Raw genomic sequence first — 24,179 nt, 5'->3', positions numbered from 1 at the left:
CGATGAGGGCCGCGAACTCGTCACCGCCGAGGCGGGAGGCGGTGTCCCCGTGGCGGACCGCTTCCTGGAGCCTGCGGGCGGCCTGGACGAGGAGTTCGTCGCCGGCCTGGTGCCCGATCGTGTCGTTGACGGCCTTGAAGCCGTCGAGGTCGATGAAGAGGACCGCCGTGTTGCGCAGGGCGAGGCCCCGGTCGGTGGAGCGGCGGCCGGACAGTGCCTGCTGGACGCGCTTGGTGAACAGCGCGCGGTTGGGCAGGTCGGTCAGGGGGTCGTGCTCGGCGTTGTGTTGCAGCTGGGCCTGGAGGCGCACTCTTTCGGTCACGTCGCGGCTGTTGAAGATGAGGCCGCCGTGGTGGCGGTTGACCGTGGACTCCACGTTCAGCCAGCCGCCGTCGCCGGACTTGAAGCGGCACTCGATCCGGGTGGTGGGCTCCTCGGCCGGGTTCGCGGCGAGGAAGCGGCGCACTTCGTGCACCACGCAGCCGAGGTCCTCGGGGTGGATGATCGAGGCCAGCTCCTTGCCGACCAGTTCCTCCGCGGGGCGTCCGTAGACGCCGGCGGCGGCCGGGCTGACGTAGCGGAGGATGCCGCTGGGCGCGGCGATCATGATCACGTCGCTGGAGCCCTGGACCAGGGAGCGGAAGTGGTTCTCCTTCTGGGCCAGTTCCTGGGTGAGCGTGATGTTGTCGAGCAGCATGATGCCCTGGCGGACCACGAGGGCGAGCACGACGGTGCAGGCGGTGATCAGCACCACGCGGTCGACGCTGCGGCCGTTGAGGACGTTGTAGAGGATGCCCAGGGTGCAGACCGCCGCGGCCAGGTACGGGGTGAGCGCGGCCAGGGATCCCGCGATGGGGCGGGTGGCCGGATACCGACTGTGGTCTCCGCCCTGGAGGAGCGCGTGGATCTGGGCGGCCTGGGGGCCGTCGTACCGTTGCGAGGCGTCGTGCCGCTGGCCCGGGATGTGTTCGTGCACCACGCGCGTGTGCGTACCGTCGTCGGGCTGTCCGTGCCGCTGCCCGGACCAGGGGGCGTAGGCGAGGAGCAGGGAGCCCGCGAACCAGCCGGCGTCGAGGAGCTGACCCGAGCGGTAGCTGTTGTGCAGCAGCGGCGAGGTGAACAGGGCGTCGCACACCACCGTGAGCGCGAGCGCGCCGATCGCGGTGTTCACCGCGGAGCGGTGCATCGAGGTGCGGCGGAAGTGAAGGGCGAGCACCATGCTGACCAGTGCGATGTCGAGCAGCGGGTAGGCCAGCGAGAGCGCGGTGTGCGCCGTGGTCGAACCGCCGAGCTGGGCGGTCTGGGCGAGCGCGAGGCTCCAGGAGAGGGTGACCAGGGAGCCGCCGATGAGCCAGGCGTCCAGCGCCAGGCAGACCCAGCCGGCCTTGGTCACGGGCCGCTTCGCCAGGACCAGCAGCCCGACGATGGCGGGCGGCGCGAAGCAGAGGAAGAACAGGTCGGCGTAGCTCGGGTTCGGGACGGGCCGCTCCAGGACGACCTCGTACCACCCCCAGACGCCGTTGCCCAGGGCCGCCATGGCGGACGAGAGGGCGAACAGCAGCCAGGCCGGGCGGAGGCCGCCGCGGCGGCCGCGCGCGTAGCGGAAGCAGGAGACGGCGGCGGCGGCCGCGGCGGCGGCCAGCCCGAAGTCACCCATGACGAGGCCGACTTGTTCATCGCCCCAGCCGAACGCGGCGCCGATGGCGTAGCCCGCGCACAGCAGGGCGAGCACGAGCTGTGCCCGCAGGCTCGCTCCACCGCGGTCGGAGGCCGGCTCTCCGGGCAGGAGGGAGCCTGACAGCGACTTGGTCGAGCGGAGCGTGGGGTTCAGCGTGGAGATCGTGGACGGGCGGGGGCTCACTGGAGCTCCCCGGTGATCACCGCTCCCGGGTCCCGCCGGTCGCGGGGCGTGGGGTGGGTGTGCTTTCTGCGGCTGACGTCCCTGTGGCAACGGCCGTGACAGCCGTGGTCGTCGTGGCTCCCGCGCGGGTGCCTCGACGTCACAGCTCGCCAGGGCCGCCGTCGGCGGGTCCGTCGCGTCGGATCGTTCGTCCATAGGCCGTGCATCGCCCGTCGCCCCCCTCGCTGTCTCAAGTCCGTCCCCGGCGCCGAACGGTGTGCGGCGCAGCCCCTGTCGGGGACGATACACCAGTCTCGTCACTCAGGGACATAGTCTCTCTACGCTCCGTGACCACCTGCGGCAATACGAGCACGTACCGCTTCCGAAGGAATGCGGAGGGTGCCCAAAGTGGATTACGCGTCTGCCGTCGCGCCTGTCGTAAGGACCACGTTGCGCAACGGCTCGTGGTTCACGAACCGTGCCAACTGATCCACCAACAGCCTTTTCGCACGCGGCAGGAAGGCCGTGCTGGGGCCGCCGACGTGTGGGCTGATGAGGACGCCGGGCGCCTGCCACAGGGGGTGACCGGGCGGCAGCGGCTCGGGGTCGGTGACATCGAGGGCCGCGGTGATGCGTCTGTTCTCCAGTTCCGTGAGAAGTGCCTTGGTGTCGACGACGGCTCCGCGGGCCACGTTCACCAGCAGGGCGCCGTCCTTCATCCGGGCCAGGAAATCGGCGTTGACCAGCCCCTTGGTCTGCTCGGTGAGCGGCGTGGACAGGATCACGACATCCGCCTCGGGCAACAGGGCGGGCAGATCGGTGAGCGGGTGCACCGGTCCGCGCGCCGTGGTGCGCTCGGAGCGCGCGACGCGCGCCACCCGCGCCACCTCGAAGGGTGTGAGCCGGTCCTCGATGGCGGCGCCGATCGCGCCGTAGCCGACGATCAGGACGTTCCTGTCGGCGAGCGCGGGCCGGAACCCGCCCTCCCAGAGCCCCTGTTGCTGGGCCCGCACGAAGTCGGGCACACCCCGCAGGGAGGCGAGGGTGAGGGTCAGTGCCAGCTCCGCCGTGCTGGCCTCGTGCACACCGCGCGCGTTGCACAGCTGGACACCGGGAGCGACCACGGACAGCCGTGACAGGACGTCGTCGACGCCCGCGGTCAGCGTCTGGACGACCTTCACGTTCCGCATGTGCTCCAGCGGTCCGACGCGCACCGACAGCCGCTTCATGTACGGCACGACGTACAGGACGCAGTCGGCCGGGTCGCCCGGGTACTCCTGGGTGCCGTCCTCACCCCCGTCGTAGAACAGATAGTCGAGCCCCCGCGGCAGGCCCTCGATCTCGTCCGGGGGGATGGGGAGCCACACGTCGCCGGTCACGTCGGCGGTCCTGGCAGCGGTGAGGTCAGCAGTCATGCTCCGGAGGCTATGTCAGGCGCCCGGTACGGCAGAGGTTAGGTTGGGGGGCCAGGAGAGGGAGGGTCACGACCAGGTGGAGCGCAGGACGATCGGCGCGGCGACGCTCGAGGTGGGGGCCGTCGGACTCGGATGCATGCCGATGAGCTGGGCGTACACCGGGTCGCGACGGCGGGGCGACGAGTCGACGCGGACCGTGCACCGGGCGCTCGACCTCGGCACGACCCTGCTGGACACGGCCGACATGTACGGCCCGTTCACCAATGAGTTGCTGGTGGGGCGGGTGTTGAAGGAGCGCCGCGCGGAGGCGTTCGTCTCCACGAAGGTGGGCCTGCTGGTGGGCGAGCAGCACATCGTCGCCAACGGCCGCCCCGGCTATGTGAAGCGGGCCTGCGACGCCTCGTTGCGGCGGCTCCAGACCGACGTGATCGACCTCTACCAGTTGCACCGCGAGGATCCCGAGGTGCCCGTCGAGGAGACGTGGGGCGCGATGGCGGAACTCGTCCAGGCCGGAAAGGTACGGTCGTTGGGCCTGTGCGCGGTGGGCGCGCGGGCCGGGCGCCGGCCGGGAACCAGGCTGTACGACGCGACGATCCGCCGGCTGCGGCGCGTCCAGCAGGTGTTCCCGGTGAGCGCGGTGCAGGCCGAGCTGTCGGTCTGGTCGCGGGAGGCCCTGGCCGACCTCCTCCCCTGGTGCGCGGCCCGCGGCATCGGCTTCCTCGCCGCGATGCCCCTGGGCAACGGCTTCCTCAGCGGCACGCTCACACCGGGCCAGGGCTTCGAACCCGACGACGTCCGCGCCCGCCACCCCCGCTTCACCGCCGAGATGATGGCCGCGAACCAGCCGATAGTCGCCGGCCTGCGCCGCATAGCGGCCCGCCACGGGGAGTCGACCACCCCCGCCCAGGTGGCCCTGGCCTGGCTCCTCACCCTGGGCCCCCACGTGGTCCCGATACCCGGCACGAAACACGAACGCTGGGCCACGGAGAACGCGACGTCCACCACCCTGACCCTCACCCCGAAGGACCTGGCAGAGATCGCCGCACTCCCCCCGGCCCGGGGTTCCTGGGACTGAGAACCGGGGGGCACGTGGCGGGGGCGCGGTGGGGGACTCGGTAGGTGAGCGTGTGGTGGATGAGGGCGTGGTGGATGAGGGCGTGGTGGATGAGGCGTGGTGGATGCGGGCTCGGTAGGTGGGGGCTCGGCGGCTGAAGGGCCGCAGGCCCCTTCAGGGGCGCGGGAACTGCGCGACAAACCACAACGCACCCGCACCCGCACCCGCACCCGCACCCGCCAGAACCACACGCACCCCCGAGCTGGAAGGCGCCGACGCGGGGTCGAAGGGGCGGCAGCCCCTGGATGGGGGTCCCCCTGCTCGAGCGAAGCCGAGAGCCTGGGGGAGGGACGGGTAGGGGCGGAGGGGGCGAGAAAACCCGGCCCGGCAACGGAAAAAGCATCTTGATCGGCCGGAGGTGGAACCCGCAGGGCACTCGCGGTGTAAGAAAAGTAGAAGCTCCGCGTCGAAGGGATCGTGATGGTGCAACGTCGAGCGGTGACGGCCACCTTGGCCGTATCCGCGCTCCTGCTGACGGCCGGCTGTTCCTCCGACGACGGACCGCAGCCGACCACCCCCACCAGCTCCCCCACCACCTCCACCCCTTCCACCTCCCCCTCCAAGGGCACCCCGAAAGAACCCGCACCCCCCGCCAAGGGCTCCGTCGAAGTGGTCCGCACCGTCGCCGAGGACCTGGACACCCCCTGGGGCCTGGCCCCCCTCCCCGAGGGCGGCCTCCTCGTGTCCTCCCGCGACCAGGGCACGATCACCAGAATCGACACCGAGTCGGGCAAGAAGACGGAGCTCGGCGAGGTCCCCGGCGTGGCCGCGGCCGGCGAGGGCGGCCTCCTCGGCCTCGCCGTCTCCCCCGACTACGCCTCCGACCACATGATCTACGCCTACTTCACCTCGGAGTCCGACAACCGCATCGTCCGCATGCTGTACGACCCCCAGAAACCCGAGGGCGAGCAGCTCGGCGCCCCCGACACGATCCTCCGCGGCATCCCCAAGGGCACCAACCACAACGGCGGCCGTATCGCCTTCGGCCCCGACCAGATGCTGTACGCCAGCACGGGCGAGCGCTACGAGGGCCCCCTGGCGCAGGACAAGAAGTCCCTCGGCGGCAAGATCCTCCGGATGACCCCGGAAGGCGAGCCCGCCCCGGGCAACCCCTTCGAGAACTCCCTGGTGTATTCCTACGGCCACCGCAACGTCCAGGGCCTCGCCTGGGACAGCAAGCAGCGCCTGTGGGCGTCGGAATTCGGCCAGAACACCTGGGACGAGCTGAACCAGATCCGCCCGGGCGGGAACTACGGCTGGCCGGAGGTGGAGGGCAAGGAGGGCAAGCCCGGCTTTATCGACCCGGTGGCCGTGTGGAGCGTGGACGACGCCTCCCCGAGCGGCATCGCGATAGCGGAGGGCTCCGTGTGGATGGCGGGCCTGAAGGGTCAGCGTCTGTGGCGCATCCCCCTGCGGGGCACCAAGGTCTCGGCCGACCCCCAGCCCTTCCTGGAGGGCGAGTACGGCCGCCTGCGCACGGTCGTCTCCGCCGGCGGCGACAAACTCTGGCTGACCACCAGCGAGACGGACGGCCGGGGCTCCCCGGAGAAGGGCGACGACAAGATCCTGGAACTGCAGGTGAAGTAGCCGACCCCTGCCCCGCCCCGGTGATCCCGACCTGCCCTGCACCCGGTCACCCCGGTCCGGACCCCGCCCCGCACCCGGTCACCCCCGTCCGGACCCCGCCCCCGGTCACCCCGGTCCGGACCCCGCCCCGCACCCGGTCACCTCGGTGTCGGCCCCGCCCCCACCCCTTCCGGGAACAGCCCCAGCCGATGGGCCAGGGCCGCCGCCTCGCCGCGGCCTGCGACGCTCAGCTTGGCGAGGATGTTGGAGACGTGGACGCTGGCCGTCTTCGGGGAGATGAAGAGTTCCTCGGCGATCTGGCGGTTGGTGCGGCCCGCGGCGACCAGGCGCAGGACGTCGTGCTCACGTCCGGTGAGGCCGAGGGCGGCGACGGGGTCGGCCGGTGCGAGCGCGGGCTCGGCGGTATGGCCGAGGGGCAGGCGGGCACGCCGGGCGAGGAGGGCGACGCTCTCGGTGAGCGGGCGGGCGCCGAGATGGTCGGCGACGGCGGCGGACAACCGCAGCAGTTCCGTCGCCCGGTGTCGGGCCTCGTCGTCGGCGCCGTCCGCCAGCAGGGCCTCGGCGAGCCGGTGCCGGACACGGGCGAGGTCGTAGGGGCGTTCGAGGGGCTCGAAGGCGGTGACGACCTCGGACCAGGTGTCGGGGGTCATCAGGCCCTCGGCACGCCGGAGTTCGGCGCGTACCCACTGGTCGTGGGCGAGCCAGACCGGTGCTCCGGTGGTGAGCTTCTTGACCGCCGCGAGGATCCGGGCGAGGACTTCGGGGCGGCCCTGGTCGGCGGTGGGCAGCCCCCGGGCGTCGGCCTCGGCGACGGCGGCGGTGAGCAGCAGCGGCCAGGCGTACCGCTGGGTGCCGGTGGGGAAGCCGGCGTCGAGGACGCGGGTGAGTTCGGCGCGGGCGTCGAGGAGGCGGCCCTCGGCGGCGGCGATACCGATGGTGAGGAGGGAGAGCGGCAGGTTGTTCTGCGGCATGGGGTTGTGGGTGCCGAAGTGGCCGTGCGCGGCGGAGTGCTGGCGCCGGGCCTCGGCTATGTCACCGCGGGCGAGGGCGATGGCGGCGACGGAGAGGGCGCTGCCGCCGAGTCGCTTGGCGCTCGGGCCGATGTCCCGTGACCTGGTCGCGGCGTCGACTGCCTCGTCCCACTGGCCGAGGGAGAGGAGCGACTCGGCGAGGTTGCCCCACACCCACGCCTCGGAGTCCGACAGGCCCATCCGCCGGGTGAGGTCGAGTCCCTCGCGCAGGATGCGGACGGCGTCGCGGGAGCGGCCGACGCTCTCCAGGCCGGAGGGCAGGTTGACATGGCTGCGGCCCACGACGGCGGCGGGGCCGCGTTCGAGGACCCGGCGGCGTACCGCTTCCATCTCGGCGATGCCCGCGTCGATGTCGCCCGCGTCGACCATCAGGCCACCGAGGGTGAGGCGGGCGTTGAGTTCGATGTCCTCGGCGCCCACCATGCGGGCGTACTCGACGGCGCGCTGGGCGTCGGAAAGGGCGTCGGGGCCGGGGGCGTGGAGCATGGCCCAGCCGGCCACGCGGGAGAGCACCTCGGCGTGCATCTCCGACGGGGGCAGACCACGCATGAGGTCCTGGGCGGTGGCGAGTTCCTTCCAGCCGTCGCCCCGGGAGAGGCCCTCGGTCAGCAGGGAGCGCTGCACCCAGAACCAGGCGGTGCGCGCCGGGTCTCCCCCGTCCGCCAGCAGGTCCAGAGCCCGCCGGGTGATGCGCATGGCCCGTTCCCGCTCGCCGCAGAGCCGGCCGGCGACGGCCGCCTCTGCCATGAGGTCGAGGTAGCGCAGGGGGGTGGTGGCGGGGTCGCAGCCGCAGGGCGGGTAGACCTCGGTGTAGTCGATGGGGCGCAGCGCGGAGCGCACGGTGTCGGGGGCGGCGTCCCACAGCTCCATGGCCCGCTCCAGGAGCCGCAGTTGCTCTGAGTGGGCGTGGCGGGAGCGGGCCTCGACGGCGGCGTCGAGGACGGCGGGCAGGGCCTTGGCCGCGTCATGGGCGTGGTACCAGTAGGTGGCCAGGCGGGTGGCGCGCCCGTCGGCGGGGACGAGCGTCGGGTCGGCCTCCAGGGCTTCGGCGAAGCGGCGGTTGAGGCGGGAGCGTTCACCGGGGAGGAGGTCGTCGCTGACGGCCTCGCGGACGAGGGAGTGGCGGAAGCGGTAGCCGTCGCCGCCGGGCGCGGCGAGCAGGATGTTGGCGCCGACGGCTGCGCGCAGGGCCTCGATGAGGTCGTCCTCGGGGAGTCCGGCGACGGCCGCGAGCAGGGCGTACTCCACGGTGGAGCCGCCCTCGGCGACGATGCGGGCGACCCGCTGGGCGTCCTCGGGAAGCCGTTCGACGCGGACGAGGAGGAGGTCCCGCAGGGAGTCGGTGAGGGAGGCGCAGCCACCGTCGTGCGCGGCCACGGCGAGTTCCTCGACGAAGAAGGCGTTGCCGTCGGAGCGTTCGAAGATCTCGTCGGCCTGGGCCTGGTCGGGTTCGGCGGCGAGGATCCCGGTGAGCTGGTGGCCGACCTCGGCTCGGTTGAAGCGGCGCAGTTCGATGCGGCGGACCGTGCGGAGGCGGTCGAGTTCGGCGAGGAGGGGGCGCAGGGGGTGACGGCGGTGGATGTCGTCGGAGCGGTAGGTGGCGAGGACGACGAGGCGGCCGGTGCGCAGGGTGCGCAGCAGGTAGGCGAGGAGGTGGCGGGTGGAGGCGTCGGCCCAGTGCAGGTCCTCCAGGACGAGGACGACGGTGCGGTCGGCGGCGAGGCGTTCCAGGAGGCGGGCGGTGAGCTCGAAGAGGCGGGCGGTGCCCTCCTCGTCGTGCCGGGTGGGGGGTGTCTCCCCCAGTTCGGGCAGCAGGCGGGCCAGTTCGGGTTCCTGGCCGGCGGCCGCGGAGATCAGTTCGGCGGGGAGTCGGCGGTGCAGGGCGCGCAGGGCGGTGGAGAAGGGCGCGTAGGGCAGTCCGTCGGCGCCGATCTCGACGCAGCCGCCGAGCGCGACGACCGCGCCCCCGCGTGCCGCCTCGGTGGCGAACTCCTCCACCAGCCGGGTCTTGCCGACGCCGGCCTCGCCGCACAGCAGCAGTGCCTGCGGTTCGCCCGCTCCCCCACCCCCGCTCCTGGGTGTGCGTGAGGCATGGCCGGCGGCGCGGGCGAGGGCGTCGCGCAGCACCTCCAACTCCTCGGCGCGGCCGACGAACACCGGACTGACGGACCTGGTCTCCACACCGCCGAGCATCGCACGCGTGTCCGGCGCTCCGGCACCGAATATCCGCACCTCGCGGGGTTCGGTGCCGGGCGTCCGGGGTCCGCGGCTCACGCGGTGCGCGGCAGCCGGAACCGGCGTGCGCGGTGGCGCGTGCCGTGGTCCTCGATCTCGGCTTCCTCGGGGCCCGGCCGGGACGCGGATCTCCGTGTCGTCCGGGCGTCGCGTGCGGCCTCGCGGCCGGCGCGGCGGGCGTCGCGCGCCCTGCGGTAGGTCTCCGCGTCACGGATCAGTTCCTCGGTGCGGATCCGCTGCTCGTACTCGAACATGTCGTGCCCCTCATGAGAGTCGGTCGGGTTCGCTTGGTGCGATGCCTCAACCTTCGTCTCCGAGGTGGGTCCGCCACATCGGGAGAGTTCCGCATCTTCGCCGGGCCGGGGGCCTTAGATCGGCGCCCGGAACGGGTGAGGGGCCTCAGGTCCGTCGTAAGGATCCCCACGACGGGTCTAAGGCCCCTCAGGATGCCGCCCTCTTCGGGCGGGTACGTCAGGTGTTCGGCAGGCCCAGCAGGATGTCGGAGTACTTCAGGGCGGCGAGGACCAGTCCGATGAAGCCGACCGAGACACCGGCCCACGCGACCGACTTGATCCACGGCGCCTGCACCTGGTCGGGGTCGCCGAACGCGGGCCGGACCAGGACGGCGACGCCGACGAGCATCGCGATCAGGGCGAAGATCCCGGACACGAGCGCGTTGGCGTTCCACGAGTCGCCGTAGTACTGCTGGAGCATCGTGGCGACGTCGGCGTTCTGCGCGGTCTCCAGCTGCCCGAACATCTGGTTGCGGGCCTGGGCCACGGTGCCGACCCAGCTGCCGGTCAGCGAGACGAGGCCGAGCACCACGGCGACGATGCCCGCGGCGCCCTGTCCGACGCCCGGTTGTGCCCTGGCGGCGACCGGCAAGAGCTTCTCGTCCGCCGCACCGGAGTCACCGGCCTGACCGGTCTCCTCGGTCTCGCCGGTCTCGTCGAGGTCGGCGTCCCGCTCCTCGGCCTCCGCCGCGGGGTCGTGCTTGGTCACGTCCACCGACTTCTCGTCGGTCTTCGTCTCGGTGCCCGTCCCGGCTCCGGCCTCGTCCACTGTCTTGGTTCCCATACCTCGCACCGTACGAATGTTGTCTGAGAGGTCTCTTAACGATCCCTGTGAACGCCACGCGCGCGTGCCGTGCGCCACTCGGGCGCCAGGACGGACCATATCTCCAGGTCGTGCCGGACCCCCCGGTGGGGATAGCGCTCGCGCTGCACGCCGTCCCGCGACATTCCCAGCCGCCGGGCCACGTTCAGGCTCGGTTCGTTCCCGGAGGCGGCGATCCACTCCACCCGGTGGATGCCGCGGACATCGACCGCCCAGTCGATGAGGACGCGCATGGCGCGGGTGACGAGCCCGCGCCCCGTGCCGGCGGGTTCGAGCCAGCAGCCGACCTCGCAGTTGGCGTTGTCGGCGTCGAAGTTGAGGAACAGGACCCCGCCGACGAGCTTCCCGTCGAGCCAGATGCCGTGCAGGGAGCCCGTGTCGGCGGCACGCATGTCGGCGTACCGCTGGAGGACGGCACGCGCGGAGGGGACGTCCGTGGCGGTCGAGCCGAAGGGGACGTACTGGTTGATGAACTCCCGCCCCCGCTCCAGGTGCGCGAGGAACTCCTCGGCGTGCCAGGGGTCCAGCGGGCGCAGTTCGGCCCCGTCGTCACCCAGGGATATCGCGTACATCCTGCGGTCGCTCCTTCACCCGTACGTCCGTCGCGTCGGCGGCCCGTGGCCCCGGTACCTCTCCGGCGTCCCCCGCCAGTACGTCCGCCGCCTCGGCGTCCGTCGCGGCGGCCAGCCTCTCATGGGCGGCGCGGGACTCGGGCGGCTCGATGCTGATGCGGGGCATGCGCCGGTCGAGCCAGCGGGGCAGCCACCAGTTGGCGCCGCCGAGCAGGTGCATCAGGGCGGGGACGAGGAGCGTGCGGAGGACGAACGCGTCGAGGGCGACGGCGGCGGCGAGCGCGATGCCGAACATGGCGATCACCCGGTCGCCGCTGAGCACGAAGGCGAGGAAGACGGAGATCATGATGACCGCCGCGGAGTTGATCACCCGGCTGGTCTCGGCGAGGCCGACACGGACCGCGCGCCGGTTGTCGCCGGTCTCCAGCCACTCCTCGTACATCCGGCTGACCAGGAAGACCTGGTAGTCCATGGAGAGCCCGAAGAGGACCGAGACCATGATCACCGGCAGGAAGGGCTCGATGGGGCCCGCCCGGCCGAGGCCGAGCAGTTCGCTCCCCCAGCCCCACTGGAAGATCGCGACGACCACGCCGAACGCGGCGGCGACGGCGGCCACGTTCATCGCGGCGGCCTTCAGCGGGATGCCGATCGACCGGAAGGCGAGCAGGAGCAGCAGACAGCCGAGGCCGATCACGGCACCCACGAACAGCGGGAGCTTGCCGACGATGACGTCGGCGAAGTCGTCGTAACCGGCGGTCACCCCGCCGACGTGCAGATCGAGGGAGGTACCGCTCTCGGCCCGCGGCAGCACCTCGTCGCGCAGCCGTTCGACCAGGTCGCTCGTTTTCTCGGACTGTGGGGAGGAGTCGGGGACGACGGTGAGGTACGCGGTGTCGCCGCCGGTGTTGTAGGTGACCGGGGTGACCGCGGAGACACCCTCGGTGGTGCGGAGGGTGGTGTCGAGGTTGTCGAGGGCCAGCTTGTCGGCGGCGCCGTCGACCTGGGTGACCAGGGTGAGCGGGCCGTTCACACCGGGCCCGAATCCGTCGGCGAGGAGGTCGTAGGCCGCGCGGGTGGTCGTCGCCTTCGGGTCGTTGCCCTGGTCGGAGGTGCCCAGCCGCAGGCCCAGGGTGGGCAGGGCCAGCAGGGTCATGACGACGAGGGCGATCGCGCCGAGCTTCTTGGGGTGCCGTTCGACGAACGCGGACCAGCGGGCGGCGAAGCCCGTGGGCAGTTCGGGCTCGGGCCCGTGCTCCGCCAGTCGGCGGCGTTCGCGGCGGCTGAGCGCCCGCATGCCGATGAAGGACAGCAGGGCCGGCAGCAGCGTCACGGAGGCGGCGACAGTGAGGACCACGGTCAGCGAGGCGGCGATCGCGACACCGTTGAGGAAGCCGAGCCGCAGGATCAGCATGCCCAGGAGGGCTATGCACACGGTGGCACCCGCGAACACCACGGCCCGCCCGGTGGTGGCGACCGCGTTCCGCGCGGCCTCCTCGACGGGCAGTCCGCGTTTCAGCCCGCGTCGGTGCCGGGTGACGATGAACAGCGCGTAGTCGATGCCGACGCCGAGGCCGATGAGGGTGCCCAGCATGGGGGCGAAGTCGGCGACGGTCATGACGTGGCCGAGCAGCGTGATGCCCGCGTAGGCGGTGCCGACGCTGACCAGGGCGGTGGCGATCGGCAGGACGCTGGCGGCGAGCGAGCCGAAGGCGAGGAAGAGCACCACGGCGGCGACGAGCACGCCGACGATCTCGGCGAGGTGGCCCCCGGAGGTCTCGGTGAGCCCGATCGTCTCGCCGCCCAGCTCCACCTGGAGCCCGTGCGACTCGGCGGCCTTGGCGGTGTCGACGACGGCCTCGGCCTGCGCCTTGTCCACGTCACCGGCCGGCTTGTCGAAGGTCACGCTCGCGTACGCAGTGTGCCCGTCCTGGCTGATCCGGCCGGCGCCCGCCCCGTCGTACGGGTCGGTCACGGCGGCGACACCCGGCAGGCCGGCGATCTCGTCGAGGGTCCGGGTCATCGTCTGTTCGACGGCGGCGGACCGTACGGTGCCGTCGTCGGTGTGCCAGACGACGGTGGCGTTGTCACCGCTCAGGCCGGGGAAGCCTTCGCTCAGGAGTTCCGTGGCGCGGCTGGACTCGGTGCCGGGCGTCTTGTAGTCGTTCGAGTACGCGGCGCCCGCCGCCACGGCGCCGGCGGCGGTGCCGGCGAAGGCGAGGAGCCACAGAAGGACGGCGACGAGACGGTGCCGGACGCACCAACGTGCTAGGGCTGCCACGGATCATGCTCCTGGGGGGATTTGGGGATCTTTGACCGTGTACAGCCTTTTCGAACTGAACACCATGCAAAGAACGCATGAGCAATCCCTGGCAACTGTTGCACCCGAATTTGATCGTTTGGGACGTTTGAGGGTCTCCTCACACGAGATGCGAGGCACCTCACAGGACAGATGACGGCACTCTGTCGCCCTGCGTCACGGCCGTGCACACGGCGAAGGGCGGTGCGTCGGAGCGACGCACCGCCCTTCGCCGTGTGCTCGTTCAGCCCTCGCTGACGCCCAGCTTCTCCAGGATCAGCTCCTTGACGCGGGCCGCGTCGGCCTGGCCGCGGGTGGCCTTCATGACCGCGCCGACCAGCGCACCGGCCGCGGCGACCTTGCCGCCGCGGATCTTGTCCGCGATGGCCGGGTTGCCGGCGATGGCCTCCTCGACGGCGGTGGTCAGGGCGCCCTCGTCGGAGACGACCTTCAGACCGCGCTTGTCGACGACCTCGTCCGGGGTGCCTTCGCCCGCGAGGACGCCCTCGATGACCTGACGTGCCAGCTTGTCGTTCAGGTCACCCTTCGCGACCAGCTCGGTGACCCGGGCGACCTCCGCCGGCGTGATCGCCAGCTCGTCGAGCGCCTTGCCCGACTCGTTGGCGCTGCGGGCCAGCTCGCCCATCCACCACTTGCGGGCGGAGGCGGCGTCCGCCCCGGCCTCGATGGTGGCGACGATGAGGTCCAGCGCGCCGGCGTTGAGGATCGCCTGCATCTCGGTGCCCGAGATGCCCCACTCCGCGAGGAGCCGGGTACGGCGGACCAGCGGCAGCTCGGGCAGCGCGGACCGGATCTCCTCGACCCACTCGCGCGAGGGCGCCACCGGCACCAGGTCGGGCTCCGGGAAGTACCGGTAGTCCTCGGCCTCCTCCTTCACCCGGCCCGAGGTCGTGGACCCCGTGTCCTCGTGGAAGTGCCGGGTCTCCTGAATGATCGTCCCGCCACTGCTCAGCACGGCCGCGTGCCGCTGGATCTCGAAGCGGGCCGCGCGCTCCACGGACCGCAGCGAGTTCACGTTCTTCGTCTCCGAACGGGTGCCGAACTTCTCGGTGCCGTTCGGGCGCAGCGACAGGTTCACGTCGCAGCGCATCTGGCCCATCTCCATACGGGCCTCGGAGACGCCGAGCGCCCTGATGACCTCGCGCAGCTCACGGACGTACGCCTTGGCGACCTCCGGCGCGCGCTCCCCGGCACCGACGATCGGCTTGGTGACGATCTCGATGAGCGGGATGCCGGCGCGGTTGTAGTCGAGGAGCGAGTGGGAGGCGCCGTGGATACGGCCGGTGGCACCGCCGACGTGGGTCGACTTGCCGGTGTCCTCCTCCATGTGGGCGCGCTCGATCTCCACGCGGAAGACCTCGCCGTCCTCCAGCTGCACGTCGAGGTAACCGTTGAAGGCGATCGGCTCGTCGTACTGGGAGGTCTGGAAGTTCTTCGGCATGTCCGGATAGAAGTAGTTCTTCCGGGCGAAACGACACCACTCGGCGATCTCGCAGTTCAGCGCGAGACCGATCTTGATGGCGGACTCCACGCCGGTCGCGTTGACGACGGGGAGCGCGCCGGGCAGGCCGAGGCAGACGGGGCAGGTCTGCGTGTTGGGGCCCTGACCGAGTTCGGTCGAGCAGCCGCAGAACATCTTCGTCTTGGTGCCGAGTTCGACATGGACCTCAAGGCCCATGACGGGGTCGTACGACGCGAGTGCGTCCTCGTACGACACCAGGTCGGTCGTGGTGGTCACGGTGAAACTTCCCTCTCAGCCCAGCAGGACGTCGTCGTCGCCCAGCCGCTTCAGCTCGCGGTAGAGGATGGCGAGGCCGGTGACGATGGCTACGGCGGACACGGTGGCGTCGATCAGGACCAGGGTGTCCTTCTCGGCACGGGCGCTCTTGAGCCGCTTGGCGACACCGATCGCGCCGAACGCCGTGGCGGCCATGGACAGATACGTGCCGGACTTGGACTTCTTGAAGCCCTTGGCCTTGGTCAGTGCACTCACAGCGACGGAGCCTCCTCGAGCAGCGGGTGCCCCCACCTTTCCACGAAGGCGGCCTCGACAGCGGCGCCGACCTTGTAGAGACGGTCGTCCTTCAGGGCCGGGGCGATGATCTGGAGTCCGACCGGCAGCCCGTCCTCCGGCGCGAGACCGCAGGGCAGGGACATCGCGGCGTTGCCCGCGAGGTTGGTCGGGATGGTGCACAGGTCGGCGAGGTACATCGCCATCGGGTCGTCGGCGCGCTCACCGATCGGGAAGGCGGTGGTCGGCGTCGTCGGGGAGACGATGACATCCACCTTCTCGAACGACTTCTCGAAGTCGCGGGTGATGAGCGTCCGGACCTTCTGGGCGCTGCCGTAGTACGCGTCGTAGTAGCCGGAGCTGAGCGCGTACGTGCCGAGCATGATGCGGCGCTTCACCTCGGGGCCGAAGCCCGCCTCACGGGTGAGGGAGGTGACCTCCTCGGCGGAGTGCGAGCCGTCGTCGCCGGTCCGCAGGCCGTAGCGGAGGCCGTCGAAACGGGCGAGGTTCGACGAGCACTCGCTCGGCGCGATCAGGTAGTACGCGGCCAGCGCCAGGTCGAACGACGGGCAGTCCAGCTCGACGATCTCGGCGCCCAGCTCCCGCAGCAGCTCGACGGACTCGTCGAACCGCTGGATCACACCGGCCTGGTAGCCCTCGCCGCGGAACTGCTTGACGACGCCCACGCGCATCCCGGCGACCGAGCCGTTGCGGGCGGCCTCGACGACCGGCGGGACCGGCGCGTCGATGGACGTGGAGTCCATCGGGTCGTGACCGGCGATGACCTCGTGCAGGAGCGCCGCGTCCAGGACCGTACGGGCGCAGGGCCCGCCCTGGTCGAGGGAGGACGAGAAGGCGACCATGCCGTACCGGGAGACGGCCCCGTACGTCGGCTTCACACCGACCGTGCCGGTGACGGCGGCCGGCTGGCGGATGGAGCCGCCGGTGTCGGTGCCGATGGCGAGGGGCGCCTGGAAGGAGGCGAGGGAGGCGGAGGAACCACCGCCGGAGCCGCCGGGGATCCGGGTGAGGTCCCAGGGGTTGCCGGTCGGGCCGTACGCGCTGTTCTCGGTGCTGGACCCCATGGCGAACTCGTCCATGTTGGTCTTGCCGAGGATGACGACGTCCGCGTCCTTCAGCCGCTTGGTGAGGGTGGCGTCGTAGGGCGGGATCCACCCTTCGAGGATCTTCGAGCCCACGGTGGTCGGAACGCCGACCGTGGTGAAGATGTCCTTCAGCGCGAGGGGCACACCGGCGAGGGGGCCGAGCTTCTCGCCCCGCTCCCGCTTCTCGTCGACGGCACGGGCCTGGGCGAGCGCGCCCTCGCGGTCGACGTGCAGGAAGGCGTGCACCTTCTCGTCGACGGCCTCGATCCGGGCCAGATGGGCCTCGGTGACCTGCACGGCGGTGAGTTCGCCGGAGGCGATCTTCGCGGCGATCTCGGCCGCAGTGAGCTTGATGATGGCGTCGGTCATGACGTGATCAGTCCTCCCCCAGGATCTGCGGCACCTTGAAACGCTGCTGCTCCTGGGCCGGGGCGCCGGACAGCGCCTGCTCGGGGGTGAGCGACGGACGGACCTCGTCCGCGCGCATGACGTTCGTCAGCGGCAGCGGGTGCGAGGTCGGCGGGACGTCTTGGTCGGCGACCTCGCTGACGCGGGCGACCGCGCCGATGATGTCGTCCAGCTGGCCCGCGAAGTGGTCGAGCTCTTCGGGCTTCAGCTCCAGACGCGCCAGCCGGGCGAGGTGGGCGACCTCCTCGCGCGTGATGCCAGGCATGCAGCGATCCTCTGGGGTGAGTGCGATGTGGTTTGGCGCCAATCCTATGGGGCGGGCCGGTGTGACCGTGCACGGGTTTGCTGCGCGGGCTTGGCCGGGCGCCTATGGGGGTGGGGGTACGGGTGCGTCGGCGGGTGCGGGTGGGTTGTGGTTTCTCGCGCAGTTCCCCGCCCCTGAAGGCTTGGGCCTGCGGCCCGGCCTTCAGCCTGAAAAGCACGGGGCGCAGCCCCGGTCGCTTTTCAGGGGCGCGGGGAACTGCGCGAACAACCCCCACCCACCCGCAGTCGCCTACGCGCCCTCGGCCCCTCCCCCGTGCGCGCCCGGCCCGCTACTTTTCGTCCGCCGTCGCCGCCGGCAGGGCCGCCGCGGGGCGCTGCCAGCCTCGGGAGCCACGGGCCCGGAGCCACGCCGTGGTCTCCTCCGGCGGCATCGCCGCGGCGACCAGCCACCCCTGGACGGCGTCGCAGCCCAGGTCGCGCAACCGCTCCCACGTCTCGTCGTCCTCGACCCCTTCGGCCACGACGAGCAGACCCAGGGAGTGCGCGAGGTCGACGGTGCAGCGCACGATCTCCGCGTCCTCCGTGTCGACGGCGAGCCGTGCCACGAACGAACGGTCGATCTTCAGCTCGCTCACGGGCAGCCGCCGCAGGTGGACCAGTGAGGAGTACCCGGTCCCGAAGTCGTCGAGGGACATCTTCACGCCGTGCCCGGTCAGCCCGGCCAGCGTGTCCGCGGCCCGCTGCGGGTCCTCCAGGAGGACGTGTTCCGTTATCTCCAGTTGGAGCGCTCCCGCGGGAACTCCGTGACGGGCCAGCCGCGCGGCCACCGCGCCCGCGAAGCCGGGGGTGTGGACGTCGCGGGGCGACACGTTCACCGCGACCGGTACGTACAGTCCCTGGGCGCGCCAGCGGGCCACCTGCCCGAGGGCCGTCTCCAGGACGTACTCGGTGAGGTGCGGCATCAGCCCGGACGACTCGGCGATCGCTATGAACTCGTCCGGCGGCACCTTCCCCCGTTCGGGGTGCACCCACCGTACGAGCGCCTCCAGCCCGGCCACCTGTCCGTCGAAGCGGACCTTCGGCTGGTAGTGCAGTTCGACCTCCTGCGCGTCGAGCGCGCGCCGCAGGTCGCCGAGGAGGCCGAGCCGGTCCGGGGTGTTGGAGTCCCGCTTGGACTCGTAGACCTCGACGCCGGTGCGGTCCCGCTTCGCCTGGTACATCGCGACGTCCGCCCGCCTGAGCAGCCCCTCCGCGTCGAGCGCGTGGTCGGGGAAGACGGCGAGCCCGGCGCTGGCCTCCAGGACGAGGGTGAGCCCGTCGAGGTCGAGCGGGGAGCCGAGCGCGGCGACGAGGTTGCGGGCGACCCGTGAGGCGGAGGTCGTGGAGTCGGCGACGGGCAGCAGGACGGCGAACTCGTCGCCGCCGAGCCGTGCGGCCTCCGCTCCGCGCGGCAGCGCGACCCGCAGCCGGTCGGCTATCTGCAGCAGCAGCCGGTCGCCCGCGAGGTGCCCGAGGGTGTCGTTGACGGACCGGAAGCGGTCGAGGTCGATCAGCATCAGGGCGGAGCGCGCGCCGATGCGCTCGGCGTCGTCCAGGGCGGTCCAGGTCCGTTCCAGCAGCCACTGGCGGTTGGGCAGGCCGGTGAGCGGGTCGCGGAGCTGCTCCTCCGCCCGGGCGCGGGCGATCCACAGGGTGGAGTCGAGCGCGATGAGCGGGATGGCGAACAGCGGCAGCAGCAGGGGCTGGGCCGTGGCGACGACGCAGATCAGGGGCGCGATGCCGAACAGTGCGACGGCGACGAGGCCCTGCCGGACCAGGGCGGTGCGGGCGACCGTGGGGACGCCGCCGCGCGGCGCTGCCAGGTACCAGAGCAGGGCGCGGGTGACGGCGAGGTAGGCGACGGCGACGAGCGCCACTTGGGGCGCCGCGTACAGGTTCCAGGTCTCCGGGTCCCAGGGCTGCTCGACCGAGGGGACGCGGCCGAAGACGCGCAGGACGAGGGCTCCGGCGCCGATGCCGAGGATGTCGACCGCGCCGTGCAGCACGCCCTGCCGCCAGCGGCCCCGGCGGGCGATGCCGACGAGGACGACGACGGTGAGGCTGACCATGCCGGCCGGCAGCCAGCCGTAGAGGATCAGGACGGCGAGGGTGAGGGCCGCGCCGGAGCCGGTGCCGCCCCACCACCGGGCGCGGCCCATGGCGACGAGGTGGCCGACGATGATGCCGGTGAGCAGGGCGAGGGCCCAGCCGACCGCGCCGGACGGGAAGAGCGCGTGCTGTCCGGCGAACGCCCGGTAGAACCCGGCGCCCAGGATCGCTCCGGCGAGGCCCACGATCGCGGCGGGCAGGGCGGGCCAGGACGCGTGGCGTTCGCTGTCGTGGCCCGGCAGGCCGTGGCCGCGGCTGTCACCGAGCGTGCCCGTGACGGGTGGGGCGGTGCCGATGCCGGTGGTGAGCTGTGCCGGGGCGGGAACGAGAAGGCCGGGGGTGGCCGTTGGGCCCGGCCGCTGCTCCGATCGGGGGTCCGCCGTCGGTTCCTGGTCACCGATCCGCTCCCGGGTTCCCTCGATCGGGCGTCCCCCCATGAGCAGGGAGCGCCCCCATCGCCAGGCCCCGGACACCCGGCGCAGGCGCAGCCGCGAGTCCGGGGCGACGCTCTCGGTCGGTTCCATTCCCGTCCCTCTCACAGCCGGCGGTGCCCACGCCACGCGGCCCGTTGCTCCCGACAACCCCGGGGCGGCACCGCGTCCGAGAACCCGCCACGCGTCCGGGCACGGCAGGCGCACACCTCAACAGTAGGCCGCACAAGGCTTTCACGGGCAGCGGTCGACGACGGTTGCCCGAATGCGACCGGCCACCCATATGCATCTGGTATGCGCCGAACGGGTGGCCTTCAACCCCTACTCCTCGGTCGAAAGCGCCACTTCCGACGCCGCTTCCGGTCCCTGTTCGAGCAGAACCGCGAAACCGTCCTCGTTCAGGACCGGAACCTTGAGCTGCATCGCCTTGTCGTACTTGGACCCCGGGTTGTCGCCGACCACGACGAACGAAGTCTTCTTCGAAACCGAGCCGGTCACTTTCGCTCCCCGGCTCTGCAGGGCCTCCTTCGCGCCGTCCCGCGTGTGGTGTTCGAGCGTGCCTGTCACGACGACGGTGAGCCCTTCGAGGGGGCGGGGTCCTTGGTCCTCGCCGGCGCCCTCGTCCTCCATCCGGACGCCGGCCGCCTTCCATTTGCGAATGATCTCGCGGTGCCAGTCCTCGGCGAACCACTGCTTGACCGCGGCGGCGACGATCGGGCCGACGCCGTCGGTGTTCTTCAGTTCCTCCTCGGTGGCCTGCTCGATGCGGTCGATCGAACGGAACGCGCGGGCGAGCGCCTCGGCGGCCACCGGTCCGACATGCCGGATGGACAGCCCGGTGAGGATTCTCGCGAGCGGGCGCTCCTTGGCCGCCTGGATGTTCTCCAGCATCGCGACCGCGTTCTTCCGGGGCGCGCCCTCCTGGTTGGCGAAGACCGTGGCGACCTTCTCCTCGCCGGTCTTCGGGTCGCGCTTGGGCAGACCGCTGTCCTGGTCGAGGACGTACGCCTTGATGGGCAGCAACTGCTCGACGGTGAGGTCGAACAGGTCGCCCTCGTCGATCAGCGGCGGGTCTGACGGCTCCAGCGGCTTGGTGAGCGCGGCGGCGGCGACATAGCCGAAGTGCTCGATGTCCAGGCACTTGCGTCCGGCGAGATAGAACAGCCGCTCACGCAACTGGGCCGGGCAGCTGCGGGAGTTGGGGCAGCGCAGGTCGACGTCGCCCTCCTTGGCGGGCGCCAGGGGCGTACCGCACTCGGGGCACTCGGCGGGCATCACGAACGCGCGCTCGGTGCCGTCGCGCAGGTCGACGACCGGGCCGAGGATCTCGGGGATGACGTCACCGGCCTTGCGCAGCACGACCGTGTCGCCGATGAGGACGCCCTTGGCCTTGACGACGTCCTGGTTGTGGAGGGTGGCGAACTCGACCTCGGAGCCCGCGACCGTCACCGGCTCGACCTGGGCGTACGGCGTCACCCGGCCCGTACGTCCCACACCCACACGGATGTTGACGAGCTTGGTGTTGACCTCCTCCGGCGCGTACTTGTACGCGATGGCCCAGCGGGGGGCGCGGGAGGTGGAGCCGAGGCGGCCCTGGAGGGGGATCTCGTCGAGCTTGACGACCGCGCCGTCGATCTCGTGCTCCACGGAGTGGCGGTTCTCGCCGAAGTGGGCGATGAACTCCCGTACGCCGTCGAGGTCGTCGACCACACGGTTGTGGCGGGCGGTGGGCAGGCCCCAGGACTTGAGCAGGTCGTAGGCCTGGGAGAGGCGGCTGAGGCCGCCCTCGAAGCCCTCCAGGGCGCCGATTCCGTGCACCACCATGTGCAGGGGGCGGGTGGCGGTGACGCGCGGGTCCTTCTGGCGCAGCGAACCGGCGGCCGCGTTGCGCGGGTTGGCGAAGGGCTTGTCCCCGGCCGCCAGCAGCCGCTCGTTGAGCTCGGCGAACTTGTCCATCGGGAAGTAGACCTCGCCGCGGATCTCCACGAGGTCGGGGACCCGGTCGCCCTTCAGCCGGTCCGGGATCTCGGCGATCGTGCGGACGTTCGGCGTGATGTCCTCGCCGGTGCGGCCGTCGCCGCGGGTGGCGGCGCGGGTGAGACGGCCGTGCTCGTAGGTGAGGTTGACGGCGAGGCCGTCCACCTTGAGCTCGCACAGCAGGTGGTAGTCGGAGGTGCCGACGTCCTTGGCGACGCGCTCGGCCCAGGCCGCCAGCTCCTCGTCGGTGAAGGCGTTGTCCAGGGAGAGCATGCGCTCGCGGTGCTGGACGGCGGTGAACTCCGTGGCGTACGCGCCCGCGACCTTCTGGGTCGGCGAGTCGGGGGTGCGCAGCTCGGGGTGTTCCTCCTCCAGTGCCTCCAGGGAGCGCAGCAGCCGGTCGAACTCCGCGTCGCTGACGACGGGGGCGTCCTTCACGTAGTACCGGAAGCGGTGCTCCTCGATCTCTTCGGCGAGGCGCGCGTGCTTCTCCCGTGCCTCGGCCGGCACCGGTGCCTCGCTGGGTACGGATGCTGCGGTCGGGGCAGTCTGAGCGTCCTTGTCGCCGGCCACCGTGTTGTCCTCCCGTTACTCTGGGTTGTCCGCGAGGGATCTCGCCGCCTGGGCGCAGTGGGCGAGCGCCCGGCGCGCGTACGCCGGGGAGACCCCGGCGAGGCCGCACGACGGAGTGACCGTGACGGCGTCCGCGAGAAGCCCCGGATGCAGCCCCAGCCTGCGCCACAACGTCCTGACCCCCATGACGCTACCGGCAGGGTCCGACAATGGGCCCTCCGTGGTCGGCACGACACCGGCCAGCAGCCTGGTGCCGCCCTCCACGGCTTCCCCGATCGCGTCGTCGTCACGCTCGGTGAGCAGTGAGAAGTCGAAGGAGATCGCGGCGGCGCCGGCCCTGCGGAGGAGCGCGAACGGTACGTCGGGGGCGCAGGAGTGCACGACGACCGCCCCGGGTTCGGTGTGGACGCCGATGACGTCACGGAGGGTGGCCTCGATGAGCTGGCGGTCGACGGCGCGGTGGGTGCGGTAGCCGCTGGCGGTCTTCACCTGGCCGCGCAGGACGGCGATCAGGGAGGGCTCGTCGAGTTGGAGGACGACGCGGGCGCCGGGTACGCGGCGCCGTATCTCCGCGAGGTGCAGACGCAGGCCCTCGGCGAGCGAGCCGGCGAGGTCGCGGCAGGCGCCGGGGTCGGAGAGGGCCGCCTCGCCGTTCTTCAGCTCCAGCGCGGCGGCGAGGGTCCACGGGCCGACGGCCTGCACCTTGAGCGGGCCTTCGTAGCCCTGTGTGAACTCCTCCAGCGCGTCCAGGTCCTCGCCGAGCCAGGAGACGGCCCGCCTGGTGTCCCGTCCGGGCCGGTCGCCGAGCCGCCAGCCGCTGGGCTCCACGCGCGCGTACAGCTCGACGAGCAGACCGGCGGTGCGGCCGATCATGTCCGCGCCGGGGCCGCGGGCGGGGAGTTCGGGCAGGAACGGCATGCCCGTGTCCGGCCACGCGAAGGTGCCGGTGACGGTCTTGGCGGCCTCTCTGGCGTCGCCGCCGGGCATGGAGCCGATACCGGTGGCGGGGCCGAAGTCGAAGAGTTCGTTCACACGTCGAAGCGTAGGTGTTCGTGGGCCGAGGTTCTCTGGGGGCTGCCGCCCCCAGACCCCCGCGGGGGGCGAGGGCTGCTTCGGCTGTGTGGGTTCGTGCGGGTGAGTGGGGGCTGGTCGCGCAGTTCCCCGCGCCCCTGAAGGGCTTGGGCCTGCGGCCCGGCCCTCGTCCCCCGTGGCGCCGTTGAAGAGCACGGGGCGCAGCCCCGGGTGCTTTTCAGGGGCGCGGGGAACTGCGCGACCAGCCACAAAGGACCCGCACCCGCCGACGAAGCCGCACCCCCGAGCGCTGGGCGCCCGGCGGCAACACGTCAGCGGCCGGGGCGGACCGTCAGGTCGTTGACCTCGGCGTCCCGGGGGAGGTCCAGCGCCATGAGGATCGTCGTCGCGACGGACTCGGGCGCGATCCACCGGGACGGGTCGTACTCCTTGCCCTCCTGCTGGTGGACCTTCGCCTGCATGGGGCTGGCCGTGCGGCCGGGATAGACCGTGGTGACCCGGACCCCGTTGCCGTGCTCCTCGTGGCGCAGGGAGTCGGCGAGGGCCTTCAGGCCGTGCTTGGAGGCGGCGTAGGCCGACCAGTCGGCGTAGGCGTGCAGTCCCGAGCCGGAGTTGACGAACACCACCTGGCCCCGGGCGGCGCGCAGCTGCGGCAGGAAGTGCCGGGTCAGCTCGGCGGGGGCGATGAGGTTGACGTTGAGCTGGTGGCGCCAGGACTTGGGAGTGAGGTCGCCGACCCGGCCGAGGTCGATCACCCCGGCGATGTGCAGCAGGGAGTCCACCCGGTCGGGCAGGGTCTGGTGGGAGAACGCCCAGGAGAGCTTGTCGGGGTCCGCGAGATCGCCGACCAGGGTTTTCGCCCCCGGGAACCGCGCCGCCAGTTCCTTCGCGCGGCCCGCGTCGCGCGCGTGCAGCACGAGTTCGTCGCCGCGCTCGTGCAGACGGCGGGCCACGGCCTCGCCGATGCCGGAACCCGCTCCGGTGATCACATGAGTAGCCATG

The 24,179-nt window shown here is 71.9% G+C and carries 17 protein-coding genes; 2 read left to right on the top strand and 15 right to left on the bottom strand.

What is annotated here, in order from left to right; genetic code table 11:
* Both M8J73_RS34055 and M8J73_RS34050 read right to left on the bottom strand, forming a co-directional pair.
* Nucleotides 1-1,861: diguanylate cyclase domain-containing protein (locus tag M8J73_RS34055; RefSeq protein WP_249829464.1), on the bottom strand; the 1,861-nt coding region annotated here is incomplete at its 3' end.
* A 392-nt stretch (nt 1,862-2,253) separates the two neighbouring features.
* Nucleotides 2,254-3,255 (bottom strand): 2-hydroxyacid dehydrogenase, encoded by a 1,002-nt coding sequence (locus M8J73_RS34050; protein ID WP_206187843.1) that lies wholly within the window; start codon nt 3,253-3,255, stop codon nt 2,254-2,256.
* Between the two features lie 76 nt (nt 3,256-3,331).
* On the opposite strand from M8J73_RS34050, the gene M8J73_RS34045 reads away from it, so the two are divergent.
* Together M8J73_RS34045 and M8J73_RS34040 are read left to right on the top strand one after the other, a co-directional pair.
* Nucleotides 3,332-4,330 carry an aldo/keto reductase gene (locus tag M8J73_RS34045; RefSeq protein WP_055538921.1) on the top strand — a complete coding sequence of 333 codons (999 nt, stop codon included), beginning with the start codon at nt 3,332-3,334 and terminating at the stop codon, nt 4,328-4,330.
* A 459-nt stretch (nt 4,331-4,789) separates the two neighbouring features.
* Entirely contained in the window at nt 4,790-5,956 is a 1,167-nt protein-coding gene (locus M8J73_RS34040) for a PQQ-dependent sugar dehydrogenase (RefSeq protein WP_249829463.1), read from the top strand.
* 137 nt (nt 5,957-6,093) lie between these two features.
* On the opposite strand, the gene M8J73_RS34035 is transcribed toward M8J73_RS34040, so the two are convergent.
* From M8J73_RS34035 to M8J73_RS33975, 13 genes are all read right to left on the bottom strand, one after another.
* The gene (locus M8J73_RS34035) at nt 6,094-9,180 is read right to left on the bottom strand and encodes a helix-turn-helix transcriptional regulator (protein ID WP_249829465.1); all 3,087 of its coding nucleotides are present in this window, start codon (nt 9,178-9,180) and stop codon (nt 6,094-6,096) included.
* Nucleotides 9,181-9,257: 77 nt separating this feature from the next.
* A complete protein-coding gene (locus M8J73_RS34030) occupies nt 9,258-9,476 on the bottom strand; it encodes a hypothetical protein (RefSeq protein WP_055541514.1) in 219 nt (72 codons plus the stop codon).
* 217 nt (nt 9,477-9,693) lie between these two features.
* Nucleotides 9,694-10,299 (bottom strand): hypothetical protein, encoded by a 606-nt coding sequence (locus tag M8J73_RS34025; RefSeq protein WP_055541513.1) that lies wholly within the window; start codon nt 10,297-10,299, stop codon nt 9,694-9,696.
* 35 nt (nt 10,300-10,334) lie between these two features.
* Nucleotides 10,335-10,910, bottom strand: a complete 576-nt coding sequence (locus M8J73_RS34020) for a GNAT family N-acetyltransferase (RefSeq protein ID WP_055541512.1) — start codon at nt 10,908-10,910, stop codon at nt 10,335-10,337.
* Nucleotides 10,888-13,188, bottom strand: a complete 2,301-nt coding sequence (locus tag M8J73_RS34015; RefSeq protein ID WP_055541511.1) for an MMPL family transporter — start codon at nt 13,186-13,188, stop codon at nt 10,888-10,890. Before M8J73_RS34015 ends, M8J73_RS34020 begins: the two co-directional genes overlap by 23 nt.
* A 262-nt stretch (nt 13,189-13,450) precedes the next feature.
* A complete protein-coding gene (gene gatB, locus M8J73_RS34010; protein ID WP_055541510.1) occupies nt 13,451-14,965 on the bottom strand; it encodes an Asp-tRNA(Asn)/Glu-tRNA(Gln) amidotransferase subunit GatB in 1,515 nt (504 codons plus the stop codon).
* Nucleotides 14,966-14,980: 15 nt separating this feature from the next.
* The gene (locus tag M8J73_RS34005; RefSeq protein WP_055514656.1) at nt 14,981-15,220 is read right to left on the bottom strand and encodes a hypothetical protein; all 240 of its coding nucleotides are present in this window, start codon (nt 15,218-15,220) and stop codon (nt 14,981-14,983) included.
* On the bottom strand, nt 15,217-16,713 hold the full coding sequence (gene gatA, locus M8J73_RS34000) for an Asp-tRNA(Asn)/Glu-tRNA(Gln) amidotransferase subunit GatA (protein ID WP_055541509.1): 1,497 nt from the start codon (nt 16,711-16,713) through the stop codon (nt 15,217-15,219). The genes M8J73_RS34005 and gatA overlap by 4 nt, the downstream gene beginning before the upstream one ends.
* Nucleotides 16,714-16,720: 7 nt before the next feature.
* On the bottom strand, nt 16,721-17,017 hold the full coding sequence (gene gatC / locus M8J73_RS33995; RefSeq protein WP_018531282.1) for an Asp-tRNA(Asn)/Glu-tRNA(Gln) amidotransferase subunit GatC: 297 nt from the start codon (nt 17,015-17,017) through the stop codon (nt 16,721-16,723).
* Between the two features lie 328 nt (nt 17,018-17,345).
* A complete protein-coding gene (locus M8J73_RS33990) occupies nt 17,346-19,688 on the bottom strand; it encodes a putative bifunctional diguanylate cyclase/phosphodiesterase (protein WP_055538505.1) in 2,343 nt (780 codons plus the stop codon).
* 228 nt (nt 19,689-19,916) lie between these two features.
* Complete coding sequence (gene ligA, locus M8J73_RS33985; RefSeq protein WP_372504067.1) at nt 19,917-22,145, bottom strand: NAD-dependent DNA ligase LigA; 2,229 nt, start codon at nt 22,143-22,145, stop codon at nt 19,917-19,919.
* 15 nt (nt 22,146-22,160) lie between these two features.
* Nucleotides 22,161-23,177: a methionine synthase gene (locus M8J73_RS33980; protein WP_079054807.1), complete on the bottom strand. Its 1,017-nt coding sequence runs from the start codon at nt 23,175-23,177 to the stop codon at nt 22,161-22,163.
* 311 nt (nt 23,178-23,488) lie between these two features.
* Nucleotides 23,489-24,178, bottom strand: coding sequence for an SDR family oxidoreductase (locus M8J73_RS33975; protein ID WP_079054806.1), 690 nt, complete (start codon nt 24,176-24,178; stop codon nt 23,489-23,491).
* Nucleotide 24,179 lies beyond the last annotated feature (1 nt).

This window comes from Streptomyces neyagawaensis, from assembly GCF_023516595.1.
GTDB classification, from domain to species: domain Bacteria; phylum Actinomycetota; class Actinomycetes; order Streptomycetales; family Streptomycetaceae; genus Streptomyces; species Streptomyces neyagawaensis.
Note: the sequence above shows the minus strand (reverse complement) of the source record. Positions and strands in the feature narration are given on the sequence as shown.